Genomic DNA, 15,826 nt, shown 5'->3' on the forward strand with positions numbered 1-15,826 from the left:
GGGTCGTAAACGAATAATCATATTCATCGTATTGCCGCTGCATCATGTGAGAGCTCACGTGTAATGTCATCGGCAATACGTGTATAATGAAAGGTAACTGATATTGTACTGGGTTAGAAAGGAAGGTTGATATGGCCAATACCTATACCTATTCCCGCCGTGAAGAGGTCGCTAATGCCGTGACACATGGAATTGGTGCTGCGCTTAGTGTAGCTGCGTTAGTGTTGTTAATTGTATTCTCCAGTATGAAAGGCACGGCCTGGCATGTTGTAAGTTTTACAATCTATGGTATTACCATGCTGATGCTCTATACGAATTCAACATTGGTGCACGCGCTCAAAGAGGGAAAGGCAAAAGATTTGTTTGAGTTTTTTGACCACTCTTCCATCTATCTGTTTATTGCAGGCACATATACACCGTTTTTATTCGTCGCAGTTCGTGGAACACTGGGCTGGACGCTATTCGGTGTCATCTGGGGCATTGCACTGGCCGGAGTGATCTTCAAAGCCTTTTTCACCAAGAAGTTTCTGTTTATGTCGACGATCTTCTACATCGCGATGGGGTGGCTGATCGTTATTGCTTGGCAACCGCTTGTGACAGTCATTCCCACAGGTGGGATTGTGTTGTTGGTTGCAGGAGGCCTGATGTATACGCTGGGTACATTGTTCTATGTATGGAGAGGTTTCCCGTTTCACCATGCGATCTGGCATCTGTTTGTACTGGCAGGCAGTATTCTGCATTTCTTTGCGGTTTTAATCTATCTGACTCCGCTTCGTTAGAAGCGTTAAACGAAGCGTCTCTTCTTTAGGGATGTTTCGTTTTTTATTTTGGTACGGGGTTGAAAGGCTTCTAGTTTGCTTTATGGAATAGAAAGAAAATAAGGCCTTATAACGCCTATAGATGGCATTTTTAAACTGTCCATGGCAGGCTTTTCATCTCTTTTTATTGTGACAAGTATTTTTGCTTGACATCCTGATTTGTTTTAGGTATTATTAGGAACGTTGCAAGAGTGTAAAGTGTTTTTCCTTGACGAAGGGAGTGCCCCGATATGAGTCAAGAAAACCGGCTTGAGAAAACAAACCGGATTAACTTGCTGTTTGCCTTTTATGAATCACTGTTGACAGAGAAGCAGCAAACGTTTCTGAAATATTACTTTCATGATGATTTTTCACTTGGTGAAATTGCAGCCGAGTTTGAGATCAGCCGCCAGGCGGTATACGAACATATCAAGCGTGCTGAGCAAGTACTCGAAAACTATGAAAGCAAGCTTGGCTTGCTGGAGAAGTATGAAAGACGCAGCCGCTGCCTTGAAGATTTACAACAAGCACTGGAACGCGCTGGCGTTACCGTGGATAACAACAAACCAATACACGATCTCGTTGCTTTGCTGGGAGAATAACCATTGTTTGCAGTGAAGTGAGACGAATCGGTCCTAAAATGGAATGGAAGCATGAAGGAGGTGGGATCATGGCATTTGAAGGATTAACGACCCGATTGCAGAATGTGTTCAGCAAGTTGCGCGGCAAAGGCAAGGTGTCTGACGAAGACGTAGCCGAAGCGATGCGCGAAGTACGTCTGGCATTGCTTGAAGCGGATGTAAACTTCAAAGTGGTCAAGGAATTCATCGCCAAAGTGAAAGAGAAGGCTGTCGGCAAAGAAGTAATGGACAGCTTTACACCCGGAATGGTCATCATTGACATTGTTAACAAAGAGTTAACAGAGTTAATGGGTGGAAGTCAGGCTAAGCTGGCGAAGGCAAACAAACCACCTACGGTCATTATGATGGTTGGTTTACAGGGTGCGGGTAAAACGACGACTTCCGGTAAACTGGCAAAAATGTTGCAAAAGCAAAATAGCAGACCTTTGTTAGTTGCAGGTGATATTTATCGTCCGGCTGCGATCAAACAATTGCAAGTTCTGGGAGAGCAGTTGAAGGCGCCAGTGTTCACCCTTGGTGATCAGACAAGCCCGGTGGAAATTGCTCGCCAAGGTTTGCAACATGCAAAAGATAACGGACATGATTATGTGATCGTGGATACGGCCGGACGTTTACATGTTGATGAAGAATTGATGGAAGAGTTGCGTCAGATTCACAGTGTAGTAACCCCGGATGAAGTATTGCTGGTTGTTGACAGTATGACAGGCCAGGATGCTGTTAATGTGGCAGAGCACTTTAATCAGCAACTTGATCTGACCGGAGTTGTACTGACCAAACTGGATGGCGATACGCGTGGTGGTGCGGCACTGTCTGTTAAAGCAGTTACAGGCTGTCCGATCAAGTTTGCTTCCCTGGGAGAGAAACTTGATGCACTGGAGCCATTCCATCCGGAACGTATGGCTTCACGTATTCTTGGTATGGGTGACATGTTGTCCTTGATTGAAAAGGCACAGTCCAATATTGATACCGAGAAAGCGAAGGAAATGGAACGGAAGATGCGGAATGCAGAATTCACGTTCGAGGATTTCCTGGAGCAGATGGATCAGGTGAAAAAGCTTGGACCAATTGACCAGATCATGGATATGATTCCGGGTATGGGCAAGATGAAACAAGCGAAAGACCTGAAGGTTGATGATAAACAGATGGGCCGGATCGAAGCGATTGTCTATTCGATGACAACCGAAGAGAAACGTAACCCGGATATGATTAACCATAGCCGCCGGAAGCGGATTGCTACCGGAAGTGGAACGTCGCTTGCAGAGGTGAATCGTCTGATCAAGCAGTTTGATGAGATGCGCCGCATGATGAAGCAGTTCTCGGATATGATGGGCCCTAAAGGCGGCAAGAACAAAGCAATGAAGCAGTTGAAAGGTCTCGGCAAAGGAATGAAGTTTCCTTTCCGTTGATTGAACAATAGCTTACATGGGAACCAGATTTCATTGAAGGAGGTGAATTTTCAAATGGCAGTTCGTATTCGTCTGAAACGTATGGGTGCTCACAAAGCTCCTTTTTACCGCGTAGTGGTATCGGATTCCCGTTCCCCACGTGACGGTCGTTTTATCGAGGAGATCGGTTACTACAACCCGGTTGAACAACCGGCTGTTGTTAAGATCGATGAAGATAAAGCATTGCAATGGCTTCAAAACGGTGCGCAAGCATCCGACACTGTCCGCAACTTGCTCAGCAAAGCGGGCGTGATGAAGAAATTCCACGAGTCCAAATTATCTAAATAAGGTGCTGATTCGGAGGGTCATCTATGGAAGAATTAGTAAGCATAATTGCTAAGGCTTTGGTCGATCATCCGGATGATGTGGCGGTTCGGACGGTTGAGAAAGACCGGCTTGTCGTTTATGAGTTGACGGTGCATCCCGACGATGTCGGAAAGGTGATCGGAAAACAGGGACGAATCGCAAAATCTCTTCGTACGGTCGTCACATCAGCAGCAGTTAAGATGGATAAACGGGTTACCGTCGATATCATATCTTAAAGATATACGAAAGGGGGTTAGGATGAATGTCCTAGCCCCTTTTCGTGCATGCTGAACTTATCATTTAATTGTTTAATGGGAATTTAGGATTAAAATTAATTTGGAGATTACACTTTAACGGAGCGGGCAGAAAAAATCTGAAGAAACGAAGTGTTCGCCTTTAGCACGGGATATCAACCTTTTGATAATATATTCAAGATATCCGGGGATAACAGCGATCGGAAGATGTTTCTGACTGCGGAGTGTGGGTGTAATCGGTTATCATTTTGATTGAATTTCGTAGGAGGATTGTATGGCAGAGTTTATGAATGTAGGTAAAGTTGTAAATACGCATGGAATTCGCGGCGAGTTAAAGATCATGCCTTTGACTGATTTTCCAGAAGTACGTTTCGCCAAGAATGCTGAATTATTTTTGTTTACCCCGGATAATCGTCCGGTGCCGGTTACAGTGGAATCTGCGCGTTTGCATAAAAATATGTATATCGTTCGTCTGAAAGAATACGGCAACATTAACGAAGTGGAGAAGTTCAAGGGGGGGATAGCGAAAGTATCCAAGGAAAACCTTGCTGAACTTGAAGAAGGGGAATATTACTTCCACCAAATCGTAGGGTGTGCTGTCATTACGGAAGAGGGAGAGACACTCGGAACGATTTCGGAGATTCTCACCCCAGGTGCGAATGATGTATGGGTAGTCAAAACCCCAGCGGGAAAAGAAGTTCTGATTCCGGTTATCGACGATGTTGTTCTGGATGTGGATGTAGAGCAGAAGCTGGTCAAGATTCACCTGATGGAAGGACTGCTGTAACATGAAGGTGGATGTATTAACGTTATTTCCGGAAATGTTCGATGGAGTGTTCGGCACGAGCATTCTGGGTAAAGCACAGACCAAGGGGCTTGTCTCGCTTGGGGCGACCAATTTCCGCAATTACGCAACCAATAAACATAACACTGTCGATGATGCACCTTATGGCGGCGGTGGAGGCATGGTGCTTAAACCTGACCCGATTTTTGCTGCCGTAGAGGATGTTTTGGAACAGCGTGGAGAAGCTGCCTCCACGATGAAAGCTCCCCGGATTATTCTGATGTGTCCACAGGGCGAGACGTTTACACAGAAAAAGGCGGAAGAACTGGTTCAAGAAGATCATCTGATCTTTATTTGCGGTCATTATGAGGGATATGATGAACGTATCCGTGAATTTCTGGTGACGGATGAACTATCTATCGGTGACTATGTGCTGACTGGCGGAGAACTACCTGCCATGGTGGCCATTGATAGCATTGTGCGGCTGATTCCAGGCGTACTAGGGAACGAGACAAGTGCAGTGACAGATTCGTTCAGTACGGGGTTGCTTGAGTACCCTCATTACACCCGCCCACCGGAATTTAGAGGCATGAAGGTGCCGGATATGCTCTTGTCTGGGCATCATCTGAATATCGAGGCTTGGCGGAGAGAACAGTCGCTGATTCGTACGTTGGAGCGCAGACCTGAATTGTTAGAGTCGGCAGATCTGACAGAGAAGGAACGGAAATGGCTGGAGCAGTACCGTGCCGAACAAGATAAGAAATAATTAAAGATAAAGCCGAGTGGACAGCTTAGACTGTATCCATCGGCTTTTTGAATTAATCAAGGCAGAATTGAATTATTCGTTTGAAAGTAATACTAGTCTAGAACCGCTCACTGAGTATATTGGAACCCGTTTGTAGCAGGGTAGGGAGATCGGTATCATTTGTAACGGTTAAGCGAGGTAAAACCATAGGTGAATCCCCAGGGTGAACGAATCCGGGTCTAACCGTGAATCCCATGCGATATCCATGCTGATGGAGTTTGTAAATCATTTGTTCACTGAAATATCCATAAGGGTAGGCAATATAGGGCGTATTGATACCGATATGTTTGATCTGTTCAATATCGTGATCCAGCAGGCTTGTATCCAGCGTAACGGGCAGATCGTCTCCACATACCATATATCCTTTGTGATGCAGGTTAAAGGTATGGCTATTATACTCAAATACATCGCTTCCTGCGGCCATCTCTTGCTTGGAGATATCGCTTTTTTTATTAGGGTTAAAAGCGACTGGTGTGGACTGAATTCGGCTACCTATGACAAAAAGGGACGCATGGAAATGATATTTTTTGAGTATGGGATAAGCCAGCGTATAATTGTTTTGATATCCGTCATCAAAGGTAATGACAAATGATTTCTCGGGTAGAGAGATTTCACCGTTAACGTATTGTTCAAGCTGAGCCAGAGTAACGGTTCGGTACCCACTTTCGTATAAATATTTCATATTCTGCTCAAACACATCCAGGTCAATGATGGATTTATTCTTTGGCTCGTGATTGTCTACTTTTGGCGTAACATAATGATACATGAGAACAGGAACTTTTGTAGCCGTGCCTTGTTTGATAACAAAGTTAGAGCGATCCAGCTTGGAACGAAGCGAAAAGTCCGAGTGAGTTAACGTGAAGAATTTACGTTGTACGATATTCCAAGACGAGCATGCCTTGTGGGATAACGCGTTGGTGGGATGATTAACAGCATAAGCGTATAATGTAACGGTGCATGTGAGTAATGCAAGTGCGGCTAACAATAATTTTTTGAAGTATTTCATGTCTCTCCTGGTTCTCCTTTAGCATTCATCTATTTCTTAAAATTCGTTACGCTGCTCGTGTAATGAGCTTTTAAGTACATGATAGACGATCTTCTATGTCGGAAAGTTACATTATTTTATCCACGAGAGCGGTTGACTTTTTAAAAATGGACCAAAACTTTTCACCTATTTTCTAAGAAGAGAAGAAGTGGATACGAGAATTGCGAACTATGGGCTGATGATAAAAAAACACAGATGTATGTAAGATGATCTATTATAAATTTGTTTATTTTAGCTTGTGTTTTAATATGCCACGTGATATAATAATTCTGTTATGTGGAATACGGCGGTCCTCTATGGATAATGAAAGAGACAAGGTGATCTCTGGAAGAAGTATGAACGCCTGTACGGAAGGAGGGAGTCATAGATGAATATCGTTCAAGCGATTACACAAGAACAACTTCGCAAAGATATTCCGAGTTTTCGTCCTGGTGACACTTTGAAAGTGCACGTTAAGGTAATCGAGGGAACTCGTGAGCGTATCCAATTGTTCGAAGGTGTTGTGATTAAACGCCGTGGTGGTGGAATCAGTGAGACTTTTACAGTTCGTAAAATTTCTTACGGTGTAGGTGTGGAAAGAGCTTTCCCGCTTCATTCCCCTAAAATCGATAGAATCGAAGTGGCTCGCCGTGGTAAAGTGCGTCGTGCGAAGCTTTATTATCTTCGTGAACTACGCGGTAAAGCAGCGAGAATTAAAGAAATTCGTTAATATAACGGATACCGGGAAGGGCTTGGAGACAAGCCCTTTTCGTTTTTGTCCGGGAAAAGTTGAACCGGAGGTACACTTCCGAGTAAAATGGTATGGCGGATATGCGGCGTAAAGTCCGGGAGGATTGCGAAATCAGTTATCCAAGGCATTTGAATTGTGGTTCAATGTATGGTTGTAATGCTTGGCTGCAAGAATTACATAACTGAGTTGAATAATTTGTTTTCTCTAGTCTTATGTAGGGAGGAAGCAAAAAGCTGAATGTATACTGCTATAATCATGTACTGTGAAGAGAGGAAGATCTTGAATGGAACAAGAAGTTCAACAGGACCAGGGCATACCTGCGGAAGAAAAAAATAATCGATCCAAAAAAGCGAAAAATGAAATTGTCGAGTGGTTGAAGGCCATTGTCATTGCACTCGTGCTTGTCATTCTGATTCGCTGGTTGCTTTTTAAACCATTTGTGGTGGACGGGCCGTCCATGCAACCGAATTTCTCGACAGGAGAACGTGTCATTGTCAATGAGATTCTGTACGATATCCGTGAGCCAAAACGTGGTGAAGTCATCGTCTTCCATGTACCTTCCGAAGGACGGGATTTCATTAAACGTGTTATCGCGGTAGCGGGAGATACGGTGCAGGTTCAGGGGGACACGGTAACGGTCAATGGACAAAAGGTGAATGAGACCTATATCCAGGGCGCTATTGATGCGGCTGAAGCTAACGGTGGAACGTATAACGTGAAGGATTTCCCGAATGAACAATTCCCAGATGGTAAAGTGCCAGCGGGTCATGTGTTTGTTATGGGGGATAATCGACCAAACAGTACAGATAGCCGAATGATCGGATATGTATCGCTGAAAGATATTATTGGCCGTGCGGATGTTATTTTCTGGCCTATTGGAGAAATTAAGTGGATCAACCACTAAAATCTAAAGTATGTATTAAATGAGGTGAAGACAAGGTGACGATACAATGGTTTCCAGGTCATATGACCCGAGCCAGACGCCAGATTCAGGACAAGTTGAAGCTCATTGACGTGGTCATCGAACTATTGGATGCCCGTCTGCCTGTCTCCAGCCGTAATCCGATGATTGACGAAATTTTGATGGATAAACCCCGCATGATTTTGCTGAACAAGTCGGATTTGGCGGATGCCAAAGTGACGCAAGAGTGGATTGAGTATTTTAAAAAAGAAGGCATTACAGCGTTCCCTGTGGATGCTTCGACAGGTACGAATGTCAAAGATATTCCTGCTCAGGCACGACTTCTTCTAAAGGAGAAGATTGATCGTCAACTGGCAAAAGGCATTAATCCCCGAGCCGTTCGAGGATTGATTGTCGGTATTCCCAACGTAGGTAAATCCACATTGATCAATCGTTTGGCTGGACGGAGCATTGCTGCAACTGGAGATCGTCCAGGTGTAACCAAAGGCCAGCAATGGATTAAAGCAGGCAAGGACATGGAACTGCTGGACACACCAGGTATTCTGTGGCCGAAATTCGAAGATCAAAATGTGGGATACCGTCTTGCTGTAACGGGTGCGATCAAAGAAGAAATCCTGAATGCAGAAGATATCGCATTTTTCGGAATCAGTTACCTGATGCGTTATTATTGGGATGCGCTGGAAGAGAGATATGGTCTTCAGGAGTTCTCCAGAGATGCGGATGATTCGGACAGCGTTATTGCCATTATGGAGCAGGTCGGCCGAATCCGCGGGTGTGTCATCAGTGGCGGACGGATTGATCTGGAGAAGGCATCGCGAGCATTTCTGCGGGAGTTACGAGCAGGCAAGATGGGGCGTTTCTCCATGGAAGCTCCTTACTAATCGAAAATATCCTTACAAGAGCCGAAAGAAGCGGCCGTTACCGGATTACCGGGAACGGCTTTTTTTTGTGTTTTGAAGGCTACAGGGGATATAAACCTAGCGTAAATATGGTAAAAAAATGAATTTAAGTGTGCTTTGTGGAATTGTTTGTTCTGTATAGGAGCTGTCCTGAAATCATGCTATGATAAATGATGTTGAAAATTTGCAGAACATGAGTTTGTATGTATTCAATTTAAAGCTATGACAACCGATAAATGAAGACATCAGGATATTTTTATGAATACTTTTAACATGAAACATTGTGCAGTAATACGGTTAAGCAGAACAAATATGCGATGGCCTACGTCTAATTTAATTATATACATTACATGGGATTACACAGTTAGATGAAACATGGGTGAGGAGATGAACAGAATGACAGCAAACCATGAAATGCCGGAGCTTGCATTGCCAGAACTGCAACGCAAATCGAAGAAAAAGAAAAAAGAAACTAGCGAACCCCGGGATCTTTTGTTGTATGAGCGGGAGTATTGGGGGAGCGGGTTTGAATATATCGCAGGAATTGATGAAGTGGGACGCGGATGTTTGTTTGGAGATGTGGTAGCGGCTGCAGTGATCCTGCCCCAAGGGCTTATTTTGGAAGGGGTCAATGATTCTAAAAAGTTGTCAGAGAAGAAGCGTGATACGTTATATGACATCATTATGGAGAACGCGCTGGCTGTAGGTGTAGGATATGCAGATGCGGAAACGATTGATCGTCTGAATATTAAACAGGCCGCCAGACTAGCCATGAAACGTGCCGTAGAGGCACTTGATGTAACACCTCATTACATGCTGGTGGACGCGGAAAAGGTGGATTTGAATATACCGCAGTTATCTATTGTTAAAGGGGATGCAAACAGCCAATCGATCGCTGCGGCTTCCATTGTGGCCAAGGTAACGAGAGATCGGCTGTGCAAGGAAGAATGGGATACGTTATACCCACAATATGGTTTGTCGGTACATAAAGGATATGCAACTCAATTTCATCGGGAACAGATTATGGCACTCGGCGCAACACCGATGCATCGGCGTAGCTTTCTCGGTAATTTATTAGGTGAGCAACAAACGTTGTTTTAAATGAACGGGAACGGAAAGGAGGGGAACGAGTTGAATATCAGCTCCATGATTCGTGGTTTAATGGGAGACAGTAAACCCGGAAATGTTAAGCCACTTGAACTAAAGGAAGGTCAGGTCGTTCGTGGATCTGTCGTCAGTGTATCGGATGATGGTGGAGAGGCTGTACTTCAGATTCAAGGAGTACAAGTGCGTGCAAAACTGGAGACTCCGCTCCGTCCGGGTGAGACGACACTTCTGCAGGTTCAGCCTCCAGGTGAAAATGGTATAACCGTAATGAAACCAGTTGCTGGTTCTCTTGCAGAATTACCACAGGCTTCATTGAATAATTTGTTGCAAGAGGTAGGCTTGGTGGATACCAAAGACAACCGGGAACTGCTTCTTGCCATGCAACGGAGTGGGCTTCCGCTGACCAAGGATAATATAGCGATGGTGCAAAACATGATGGGAGCCAAACCTGCACAGGTGCCTGTGGAGGAATGGATACAGGCGGCAGGCATTGCCTTCCAGCGTGGGTTGCCTGTTACGGCAGAAACGGTGAAAGGATTACATCAGACCGTATTTGGACCTCCTTTGCACCAGTTGTTAAGTGGTCTTGCAGATCAACTGGAGTCACTTTTGTCTCAAACGGTGGCAGGTAAGCCGCTTCTTGACGGAGCAGCAAGCTCGAAAGCAGGAGCGACTACAGGACAGGCTGGAGCTTCTGCAACGTTTCCGAATGTGGCTATTCAGCCGGAAGAAAGCACGCCAGCGGTAAATGTGAGCAGACCGGGAGTTGGAACGCCATTAGTCTCTCCTGCGGCATCACAGCCGAATCAGGTTCAGACTACTCAAGCGACGGGTGCAACAGTTGCTGCAACTGGCGTGGAAGGTGCAGTAGAAAGCACACAGCAGCAGGTTAAAGGGAATGGGAACGTGCCGCTGAATGCAGGCCAGGCGAATAGTGGACAGACAGGGGCTGATGCTGCTGCGAAGGAAGTTGCCAGCCAAGCGGAAACGGCTGGCAAAGGGAATGCAGGTATTCCGTCAGGCACTGGAATACCTGGGGAAGGCCCGCCGCGCGCTGCGGATGCGGGCCAAGTTGTAAGCCGCCCGGGCACACCGGGGGCGGCGGAAGCTGCGGCTGGCCGTGCAAGTGCTGGCCAGCCGGAAGGTGCGGCCGTGCGTGCAGACGGCCGCGCAGACACGCCTGCTTCTGCGGCAACACCGTCCGCAGCAGGGCAGGCAGCGCAAGCAGCGCCTACGCCAGCACAGCTGGCGCCAAAGCTACTTGCGCTGCTGGACGCGCTGCGCGGCGCGTCCACTGCCGCACCGGCACAGCCGGGTGCGGCAACGCAAGCCGCCCCTGCTGCGCAGCAGGGCGGCCCAGCGGCTGCGGCTGCCGTAGGCTCGCCGCAGCCCTTGCCAGCCGGCGCTGATGCGCAGCCGGCTGGCGGTGTTGCCGCCGCACCTGCAGGAGCGGCGGCGCCCGCGCCCGTCACCCACGGGGGAGACCCGTGGGTGGGGCGCGTGCTGAAGCTGCTCGGTGCGGAGCACGAGCAGCAGGCCGTTCACGGCGCGGCGATGCAGCCGCGCTTGGGTGAGGCAGCGAGTCCGGCGAACACGGACACGCTCAAGGGTTTGCTGCTGCAACTGGCCAGCAGCGATAGTGCTCCGGCGGCGCTGAAAGATGCCGCCAATCAAGCCATACAATACCTGACAGGTCAGCAGCTATTGCTTACAACCGATCGCGGTGCAGCGTTTGCGCAAATGCACTGGTTTATCCCCATCACGGGTCCGGACGGGGAACAGACGGCCTCTGTGCAGATTCAATCACGCCGCGGTCCGCGCGGGGAGTTGGATGCCTCGAATTGCCGTTTGCTGTTTGACTTGGATATGAAAAGTTTGGGACATACCCTTGTTGATGTACATGTGGTCAATAACATTGTCAGTTTGCGTGTTCTTAATGATCGGGAAGAAATGGGAGCGCTCTTGGAGAGTGGACGTGAAGTGATCCATCAATCGCTGGACAAGCTTGGATATCAGCTGTTGACCTTCCGGGCAGAACCTTGGCCGGCAGGGCAGGAGCCCGGGACGGAGCGTAAGATGACTGCTGCCGATTATAGCCCTGAGCGATACAAAGGGGTGGACTTCAAGGCATGAAAGAGGAATCAGCACAGTCGGACCTGTTATCGAAAAAAGCAGTTGCGCTAAAATATGTTCCAGGAGAAAGTGAAGCACCTGTTGTCGTAGCCAAAGGCCGTGGCAAAGTGGCTGAAGCCATTCTGGACAAAGCCAAGGAAAACGGCGTTCCCGTACAGGAGGACGCAGCTTTAGTTGAAGTGCTCTCCAAGCTGGATCTGGATGAACAGATCCCGACAGAATTGTATCAGTTGGTAGCAGAAGTGCTTACCTATGTTTATCGAGCCGATCGGCTTGCTTCAGGCCGAAGTGATAACGAATCATGGTAGAACAGGGATCTGGACAGAAGCCTAGTGGCAAGCTGACTCGTCAGCAGAAGGGCAAGATCGGCGAAGAGGAAGCTTGCCGTTGGTTAAAGGAACAGGATTATTGTATCCTACAACGAAACTGGCGTTGTCGCAGCGGAGAAGTCGATATTATTGCAGCACGTGAAGAGTTGTTGATTTTTGTTGAGGTGCGAAGCCGAAGTTCCCATTCAGGATTCGGAACTCCACAAGAGTCTGTCGATCAGCGCAAAATGCAACAGGTTCGTTCGACGGCGGCCGTTTATATGCAAATGACCGGAGAACATACTCGTCAGATTCGATTTGATGTCATTGCGGTGATGATGAACCATGACGGGGAGATCCTGTCCATAAATCATCTAGAAAATGCATTTTAGCTTGGAGTTAGTTGATAAAAAAAAGGATGAGCTTTTAGACAAGTGTAACGTCTAAAGTTCATCTTTTTTCATTTGATTCGTATTTAACTGCACAAACGAAGAGACCGTTAAGTTTTTCTTATCTGCCGTCCTTTGAATCTGGTCAACAGAGAGGTGTATAATGAAAATTGCAACCTGGTGTGTACCATTTGGAGAGGGAGGCATGACCCATGAGTAAAACGACGAAGACAATCAACGAAGTCCGCCATGCGATCGAGAATCGCCGCACCGTCAAAAAATTCAAGAAAGATCCTGTTCCAACGGAGCAAATCATCGATTTGCTGGATACAGCCGTTTGGGCACCTAACCATAAATTGCGTGAGCCGTGGAGATTTGTGTTGTTTAATGGCAAAGGACGCAAAAAGCTCGCAGAGGCCATCGAAGCCGAGATGGGTGAGGACAACAAGTTTTCGGCGAGTGTGCAGCAGGTGCCTGCCATTTTGCTTGTTGTGCTGGAGGAAGACCCGAGACAAGCGATTTGGGATGAAGATTTCGCCGCAGTCAGCGCCATGGTTCAGAACTTTATGCTCGCAGCATGGAGCGAAAATATAGGCACGTTTTGGGTGACCAAACCATTTTTATATGCACCTAAATTTCGGAAGCCACTAGGTATCAAGGCAGGAGAAAAGATTATTGGTATGATCTATATGGGATACCCCGATGTCATTCCATCCGCGAAAGAGCGTACACCTGCCAAAGAGAAGCTAACGTTGTTTGAATAAAAGAACTCCATTCGAGACCACATACATGTGGTCTTTTTAATTTGCGATAGAGATTGGTGACAAGCTGCAGAGTAGACAACGCCTAAATTCCCAGGCAATCAAACGGATCAGCTGTTTCGTAATAATAGCTCCTCAAGCATGCTTAAATATTCCCTCTTAATCGTTTTCTTGTCTTTTAGCTTTAACAATAATTGATAAAAACCTTCCCTATAATCAGAATAATGTGAGATGTTCGCTTTTTCCATCATTGCTGCAAATCGATTTTCAAACTGTTGCGCATCACGCATCATGTATTTATAATTCATCACCCATAGTTTCATCAGATGGATCCAATGATCATTTTCAAACTGTGTTTTGTCATAGACCAAATTCCTGTCGGTATTTAGAATACCGATATCATAAAATGTAAAAGGGTTATCTCCTCCAATAAATGTGGATATCAAAAATTTATCGGGCATCAGGCTGTTTGCATAGTCATACCAAGCCGGTTGGAACTTTGCTTTTACACTTTCGGTTACTTCGTACAATGCGATGTCTGGAGTAATATCTTTAATTGATAGCAATATATCTACATCTGAGTAATCGTCTGAGGTTTGTTCAACACGACTGCCGATTACATCTATTTGGGTTATAAAGGGCAACCCTTCTATGTGGTCTATTAACTGTTCGGTCAAAGCTTCACTATTGGATGATCCCACGATATCCCCTCCGATAAGCTCTCTGTATGAAAAGAAACATTCATTTAAATTATGATCGCCTTTCCCTGCCATCTCACTTTTGAATGTGTGCTTGTGTTGCCATCCACGCCGTATATGTACTCCTCATTAACATGTAAGGAGAGTGCATATACGGCTTATATAAGAACGGAATATAGTATTAAAACAAACTCAAGTCTAACTGCCGATATTGTATGGCTTCCGCCACATGGGCTGTCACAATCTCACCTTCATGATCCAGATCAGCAATGGTTTGTGCCATTTTCATAATTCGGTCATGGGCACGCATGCTCAGGTTCAGCGTCTGTATCGTTTGATCCAATAACTGCTCTGCTTCACGAGGTAGACGGATTGTTTTCCGTAAAAATGTGCCAGAGAGCTGACTGTTCCAGCGCACTGAACGGTTCGTGTACCGTTTGGCCTGAATGGAATGGGCTTCCATCACTTTGGCCTGCATCTCGGCAGATGAAGGAGAAGTACCAGCCATACGCCAATCTCCTGGTGGGGGGACCTCAACTTGGAGATCGATACGATCGAGCAGTGGGCCCGAAATTTTTGCCCTGTATGCTGCTACGCGAGCCGGGCTGCAGATACAACGCTGCTCCTCCGCCTGAGCGGATAAATATCCGCAGGGGCAGGGGTTCATCGAACAGGCCAGCATGAATTGAGCGGGAAAAGTGAACGCAGCCCTTGCCCTACTGATTGTAACCGTCTGATCTTCTAGCGGCTGTCTTAGTACTTCAAGAACCTGACGCTGGAACTCTGGTAGTTCATCCAGAAACAAAATTCCGCGATGAGCGAGACTGACCTCGCCTGGCTTTGGAATGCCGCCACCCCCAATCAAGCCTGAGGTAGATATCGTATGATGAGGTGAGCGAAAAGGTCTGTCAGCGATCAGCCCTTGGGGAGCTTCTTTTAGATGCCCTGCAGCACTTAACACTTTCGTTACTTCAAGCGCTTCTTCTTCCGATAAAGGGGGTAAAATCGTCGGTAGTCGTTTAATCAACATCGTTTTGCCTGTACCGGGTGGACCAACTAACATGATATTATGCATGCCCGCAGCGGCAATCATTAGTGCACGCTTGACATGATGTTGTCCGAGTACGTCACTGTAGTCTTCGTGTGGAGAAGAAAACATTTTTCTACCCTCACTTAACCGTTCACTGGACAGTCCAGAGATATAGAGGTGACTGTAGTCTTGTAATATGATTGGTCCCGCACTCATTGTTCCCCCTGATGTGTTGCCATTTAATCCTTGGGATGTAGGGGGATGTTCAGGAGCGAGGTCCTTCAGATGCCGAAGCCCATAGATCCCGATTCCACGAATCAAACGTGCCTCCTCCACGTTCTCATAAGGAAGCAGAACCGAAGTAAAGCCTTGCCTTTTGGCTAGATCAACCATGGACAACATACCGGGTACAGGCCGGATTGAACCATCCAGTGCCAGTTCCCCGAGAACTAAAGTGCGTTCCTGTGGGGGAAGAATAAGCTGACTGCTGGTCGTAAGTAAAGCAATGGCAATAGCAAGATCAAAGGAGGAGCCTTCCTTACGCAGATCAGCTGGGGCCAGATTAATCGTAATGCGTTGCAAAGGATACTGATACCCACAGTTTTTAATCGCCGCCCGAACGCGTTCTACCGCCTCTCTGACGGCCGAATCCGGTAGTCCGATAATTGAAGTCAGAGGTAAACCATTAGATAAATCCGTTTCAACTTCAATTAATACCCCGTCAATTCCATACAGACATGAGCTATACAACTTTCCGTACATAACAAGGAAA

At 46.6% G+C, this 15,826-nt stretch carries 18 protein-coding genes; 15 read left to right on the plus strand and 3 right to left on the minus strand.

Translation table 11 applies throughout. The features are described 5' to 3' along the window. Nucleotides 1-131 precede the first annotated feature (131 nt). From trhA to trmD, 7 genes are all read left to right on the plus strand, one after another. Nucleotides 132-779 (plus strand): PAQR family membrane homeostasis protein TrhA, encoded by a 648-nt coding sequence (gene trhA, locus EC604_RS12210; RefSeq protein ID WP_123064423.1) that lies wholly within the window; start codon nt 132-134, stop codon nt 777-779. A gap of 269 nt (nt 780-1,048) precedes the next feature. Next, nucleotides 1,049-1,399, plus strand: a complete 351-nt coding sequence (locus tag EC604_RS12215) for a putative DNA-binding protein (protein ID WP_123064424.1) — start codon at nt 1,049-1,051, stop codon at nt 1,397-1,399. A 68-nt stretch (nt 1,400-1,467) separates the two neighbouring features. Further along, nucleotides 1,468-2,844, plus strand: a complete 1,377-nt coding sequence (ffh, locus tag EC604_RS12220; protein WP_123064425.1) for a signal recognition particle protein — start codon at nt 1,468-1,470, stop codon at nt 2,842-2,844. Nucleotides 2,845-2,898: 54 nt separating this feature from the next. Continuing rightward, complete coding sequence (gene rpsP / locus EC604_RS12225) at nt 2,899-3,171, plus strand: 30S ribosomal protein S16 (RefSeq protein WP_056700527.1); 273 nt, start codon at nt 2,899-2,901, stop codon at nt 3,169-3,171. Between the two features lie 23 nt (nt 3,172-3,194). Continuing rightward, on the plus strand, nt 3,195-3,425 hold the full coding sequence (locus EC604_RS12230; protein ID WP_123064426.1) for a KH domain-containing protein: 231 nt from the start codon (nt 3,195-3,197) through the stop codon (nt 3,423-3,425). A gap of 292 nt (nt 3,426-3,717) precedes the next feature. Beyond that, nucleotides 3,718-4,230 (plus strand): ribosome maturation factor RimM, encoded by a 513-nt coding sequence (rimM, locus tag EC604_RS12235; protein WP_123064427.1) that lies wholly within the window; start codon nt 3,718-3,720, stop codon nt 4,228-4,230. Between the two features lies 1 nt (nt 4,231). Beyond that, complete coding sequence (gene trmD, locus EC604_RS12240) at nt 4,232-4,993, plus strand: tRNA (guanosine(37)-N1)-methyltransferase TrmD (RefSeq protein WP_123064428.1); 762 nt, start codon at nt 4,232-4,234, stop codon at nt 4,991-4,993. Nucleotides 4,994-5,090: 97 nt separating this feature from the next. Here trmD and EC604_RS12245 read toward each other — a convergent pair whose 3' ends face one another. Next, nucleotides 5,091-6,038 carry a polysaccharide deacetylase family protein gene (locus tag EC604_RS12245; protein WP_192895097.1) on the minus strand — a complete coding sequence of 316 codons (948 nt, stop codon included), beginning with the start codon at nt 6,036-6,038 and terminating at the stop codon, nt 5,091-5,093. 406 nt (nt 6,039-6,444) lie between these two features. Between EC604_RS12245 and rplS the strand changes: the two genes are divergently transcribed. From rplS to EC604_RS12285, 8 genes are all read left to right on the plus strand, one after another. Further along, nucleotides 6,445-6,786 (plus strand): 50S ribosomal protein L19, encoded by a 342-nt coding sequence (gene rplS / locus EC604_RS12250; protein WP_024630190.1) that lies wholly within the window; start codon nt 6,445-6,447, stop codon nt 6,784-6,786. Nucleotides 6,787-7,090: 304 nt separating this feature from the next. Continuing rightward, complete coding sequence (gene lepB / locus EC604_RS12255; RefSeq protein WP_111269987.1) at nt 7,091-7,711, plus strand: signal peptidase I; 621 nt, start codon at nt 7,091-7,093, stop codon at nt 7,709-7,711. Between the two features lie 35 nt (nt 7,712-7,746). Continuing rightward, complete coding sequence (gene ylqF / locus EC604_RS12260; protein WP_123064429.1) at nt 7,747-8,610, plus strand: ribosome biogenesis GTPase YlqF; 864 nt, start codon at nt 7,747-7,749, stop codon at nt 8,608-8,610. A gap of 414 nt (nt 8,611-9,024) precedes the next feature. Further along, on the plus strand, nt 9,025-9,729 hold the full coding sequence (locus EC604_RS12265; protein ID WP_123064430.1) for a ribonuclease HII: 705 nt from the start codon (nt 9,025-9,027) through the stop codon (nt 9,727-9,729). 30 nt (nt 9,730-9,759) lie between these two features. Continuing rightward, nucleotides 9,760-11,868 (plus strand): DNA ligase, encoded by a 2,109-nt coding sequence (locus tag EC604_RS12270; RefSeq protein WP_123064431.1) that lies wholly within the window; start codon nt 9,760-9,762, stop codon nt 11,866-11,868. Beyond that, on the plus strand, nt 11,865-12,176 hold the full coding sequence (locus tag EC604_RS12275) for an EscU/YscU/HrcU family type III secretion system export apparatus switch protein (RefSeq protein ID WP_123064432.1): 312 nt from the start codon (nt 11,865-11,867) through the stop codon (nt 12,174-12,176). The genes EC604_RS12270 and EC604_RS12275 overlap by 4 nt, the downstream gene beginning before the upstream one ends. After that, complete coding sequence (locus tag EC604_RS12280; RefSeq protein WP_123064433.1) at nt 12,170-12,568, plus strand: YraN family protein; 399 nt, start codon at nt 12,170-12,172, stop codon at nt 12,566-12,568. Before EC604_RS12275 ends, EC604_RS12280 begins: the two co-directional genes overlap by 7 nt. Nucleotides 12,569-12,777: 209 nt before the next feature. Beyond that, nucleotides 12,778-13,329, plus strand: a complete 552-nt coding sequence (locus tag EC604_RS12285; RefSeq protein WP_123064434.1) for a nitroreductase family protein — start codon at nt 12,778-12,780, stop codon at nt 13,327-13,329. Between the two features lie 107 nt (nt 13,330-13,436). Here EC604_RS12285 and EC604_RS12290 read toward each other — a convergent pair whose 3' ends face one another. Continuing rightward, nucleotides 13,437-14,099, minus strand: coding sequence for a hypothetical protein (locus EC604_RS12290; protein WP_151458073.1), 663 nt, complete (start codon nt 14,097-14,099; stop codon nt 13,437-13,439). Nucleotides 14,100-14,205: 106 nt separating this feature from the next. Beyond that, entirely contained in the window at nt 14,206-15,816 is a 1,611-nt protein-coding gene (locus EC604_RS12295; protein ID WP_123064436.1) for a YifB family Mg chelatase-like AAA ATPase, read from the minus strand. Nucleotides 15,817-15,826: the final 10 nt, after the last annotated feature.

It is taken from the genome of Paenibacillus amylolyticus, assembly GCF_003719335.1.
GTDB classification, from domain to species: domain Bacteria; phylum Bacillota; class Bacilli; order Paenibacillales; family Paenibacillaceae; genus Paenibacillus; species Paenibacillus amylolyticus_D.

Coding starts and splice junctions, on each gene's coding strand:
- EC604_RS12285 (WP_123064434.1), top strand. CDS start 12,778: ATGAGTAAAACGACGAAGACAATCAACGAAGTCCGCCATGCGATCGAG.
- trhA (WP_123064423.1), top strand. CDS start 132: ATGGCCAATACCTATACCTATTCCCGCCGTGAAGAGGTCGCTAATGCC.
- EC604_RS12230 (WP_123064426.1), top strand. CDS start 3,195: ATGGAAGAATTAGTAAGCATAATTGCTAAGGCTTTGGTCGATCATCCG.
- lepB (WP_111269987.1), top strand. CDS start 7,091: ATGGAACAAGAAGTTCAACAGGACCAGGGCATACCTGCGGAAGAAAAA.
- EC604_RS12280 (WP_123064433.1), top strand. CDS start 12,170: ATGGTAGAACAGGGATCTGGACAGAAGCCTAGTGGCAAGCTGACTCGT.
- EC604_RS12290 (WP_151458073.1), bottom strand. CDS start 14,099: ATGGCAGGGAAAGGCGATCATAATTTAAATGAATGTTTCTTTTCATAC.
- rplS (WP_024630190.1), top strand. CDS start 6,445: ATGAATATCGTTCAAGCGATTACACAAGAACAACTTCGCAAAGATATT.
- rimM (WP_123064427.1), top strand. CDS start 3,718: ATGGCAGAGTTTATGAATGTAGGTAAAGTTGTAAATACGCATGGAATT.
- ffh (WP_123064425.1), top strand. CDS start 1,468: ATGGCATTTGAAGGATTAACGACCCGATTGCAGAATGTGTTCAGCAAG.
- EC604_RS12295 (WP_123064436.1), bottom strand. CDS start 15,816: ATGTACGGAAAGTTGTATAGCTCATGTCTGTATGGAATTGACGGGGTA.
- rpsP (WP_056700527.1), top strand. CDS start 2,899: ATGGCAGTTCGTATTCGTCTGAAACGTATGGGTGCTCACAAAGCTCCT.
- EC604_RS12275 (WP_123064432.1), top strand. CDS start 11,865: ATGAAAGAGGAATCAGCACAGTCGGACCTGTTATCGAAAAAAGCAGTT.
- EC604_RS12265 (WP_123064430.1), top strand. CDS start 9,025: ATGACAGCAAACCATGAAATGCCGGAGCTTGCATTGCCAGAACTGCAA.
- EC604_RS12215 (WP_123064424.1), top strand. CDS start 1,049: ATGAGTCAAGAAAACCGGCTTGAGAAAACAAACCGGATTAACTTGCTG.
- EC604_RS12245 (WP_192895097.1), bottom strand. CDS start 6,038: ATGAAATACTTCAAAAAATTATTGTTAGCCGCACTTGCATTACTCACA.
- trmD (WP_123064428.1), top strand. CDS start 4,232: ATGAAGGTGGATGTATTAACGTTATTTCCGGAAATGTTCGATGGAGTG.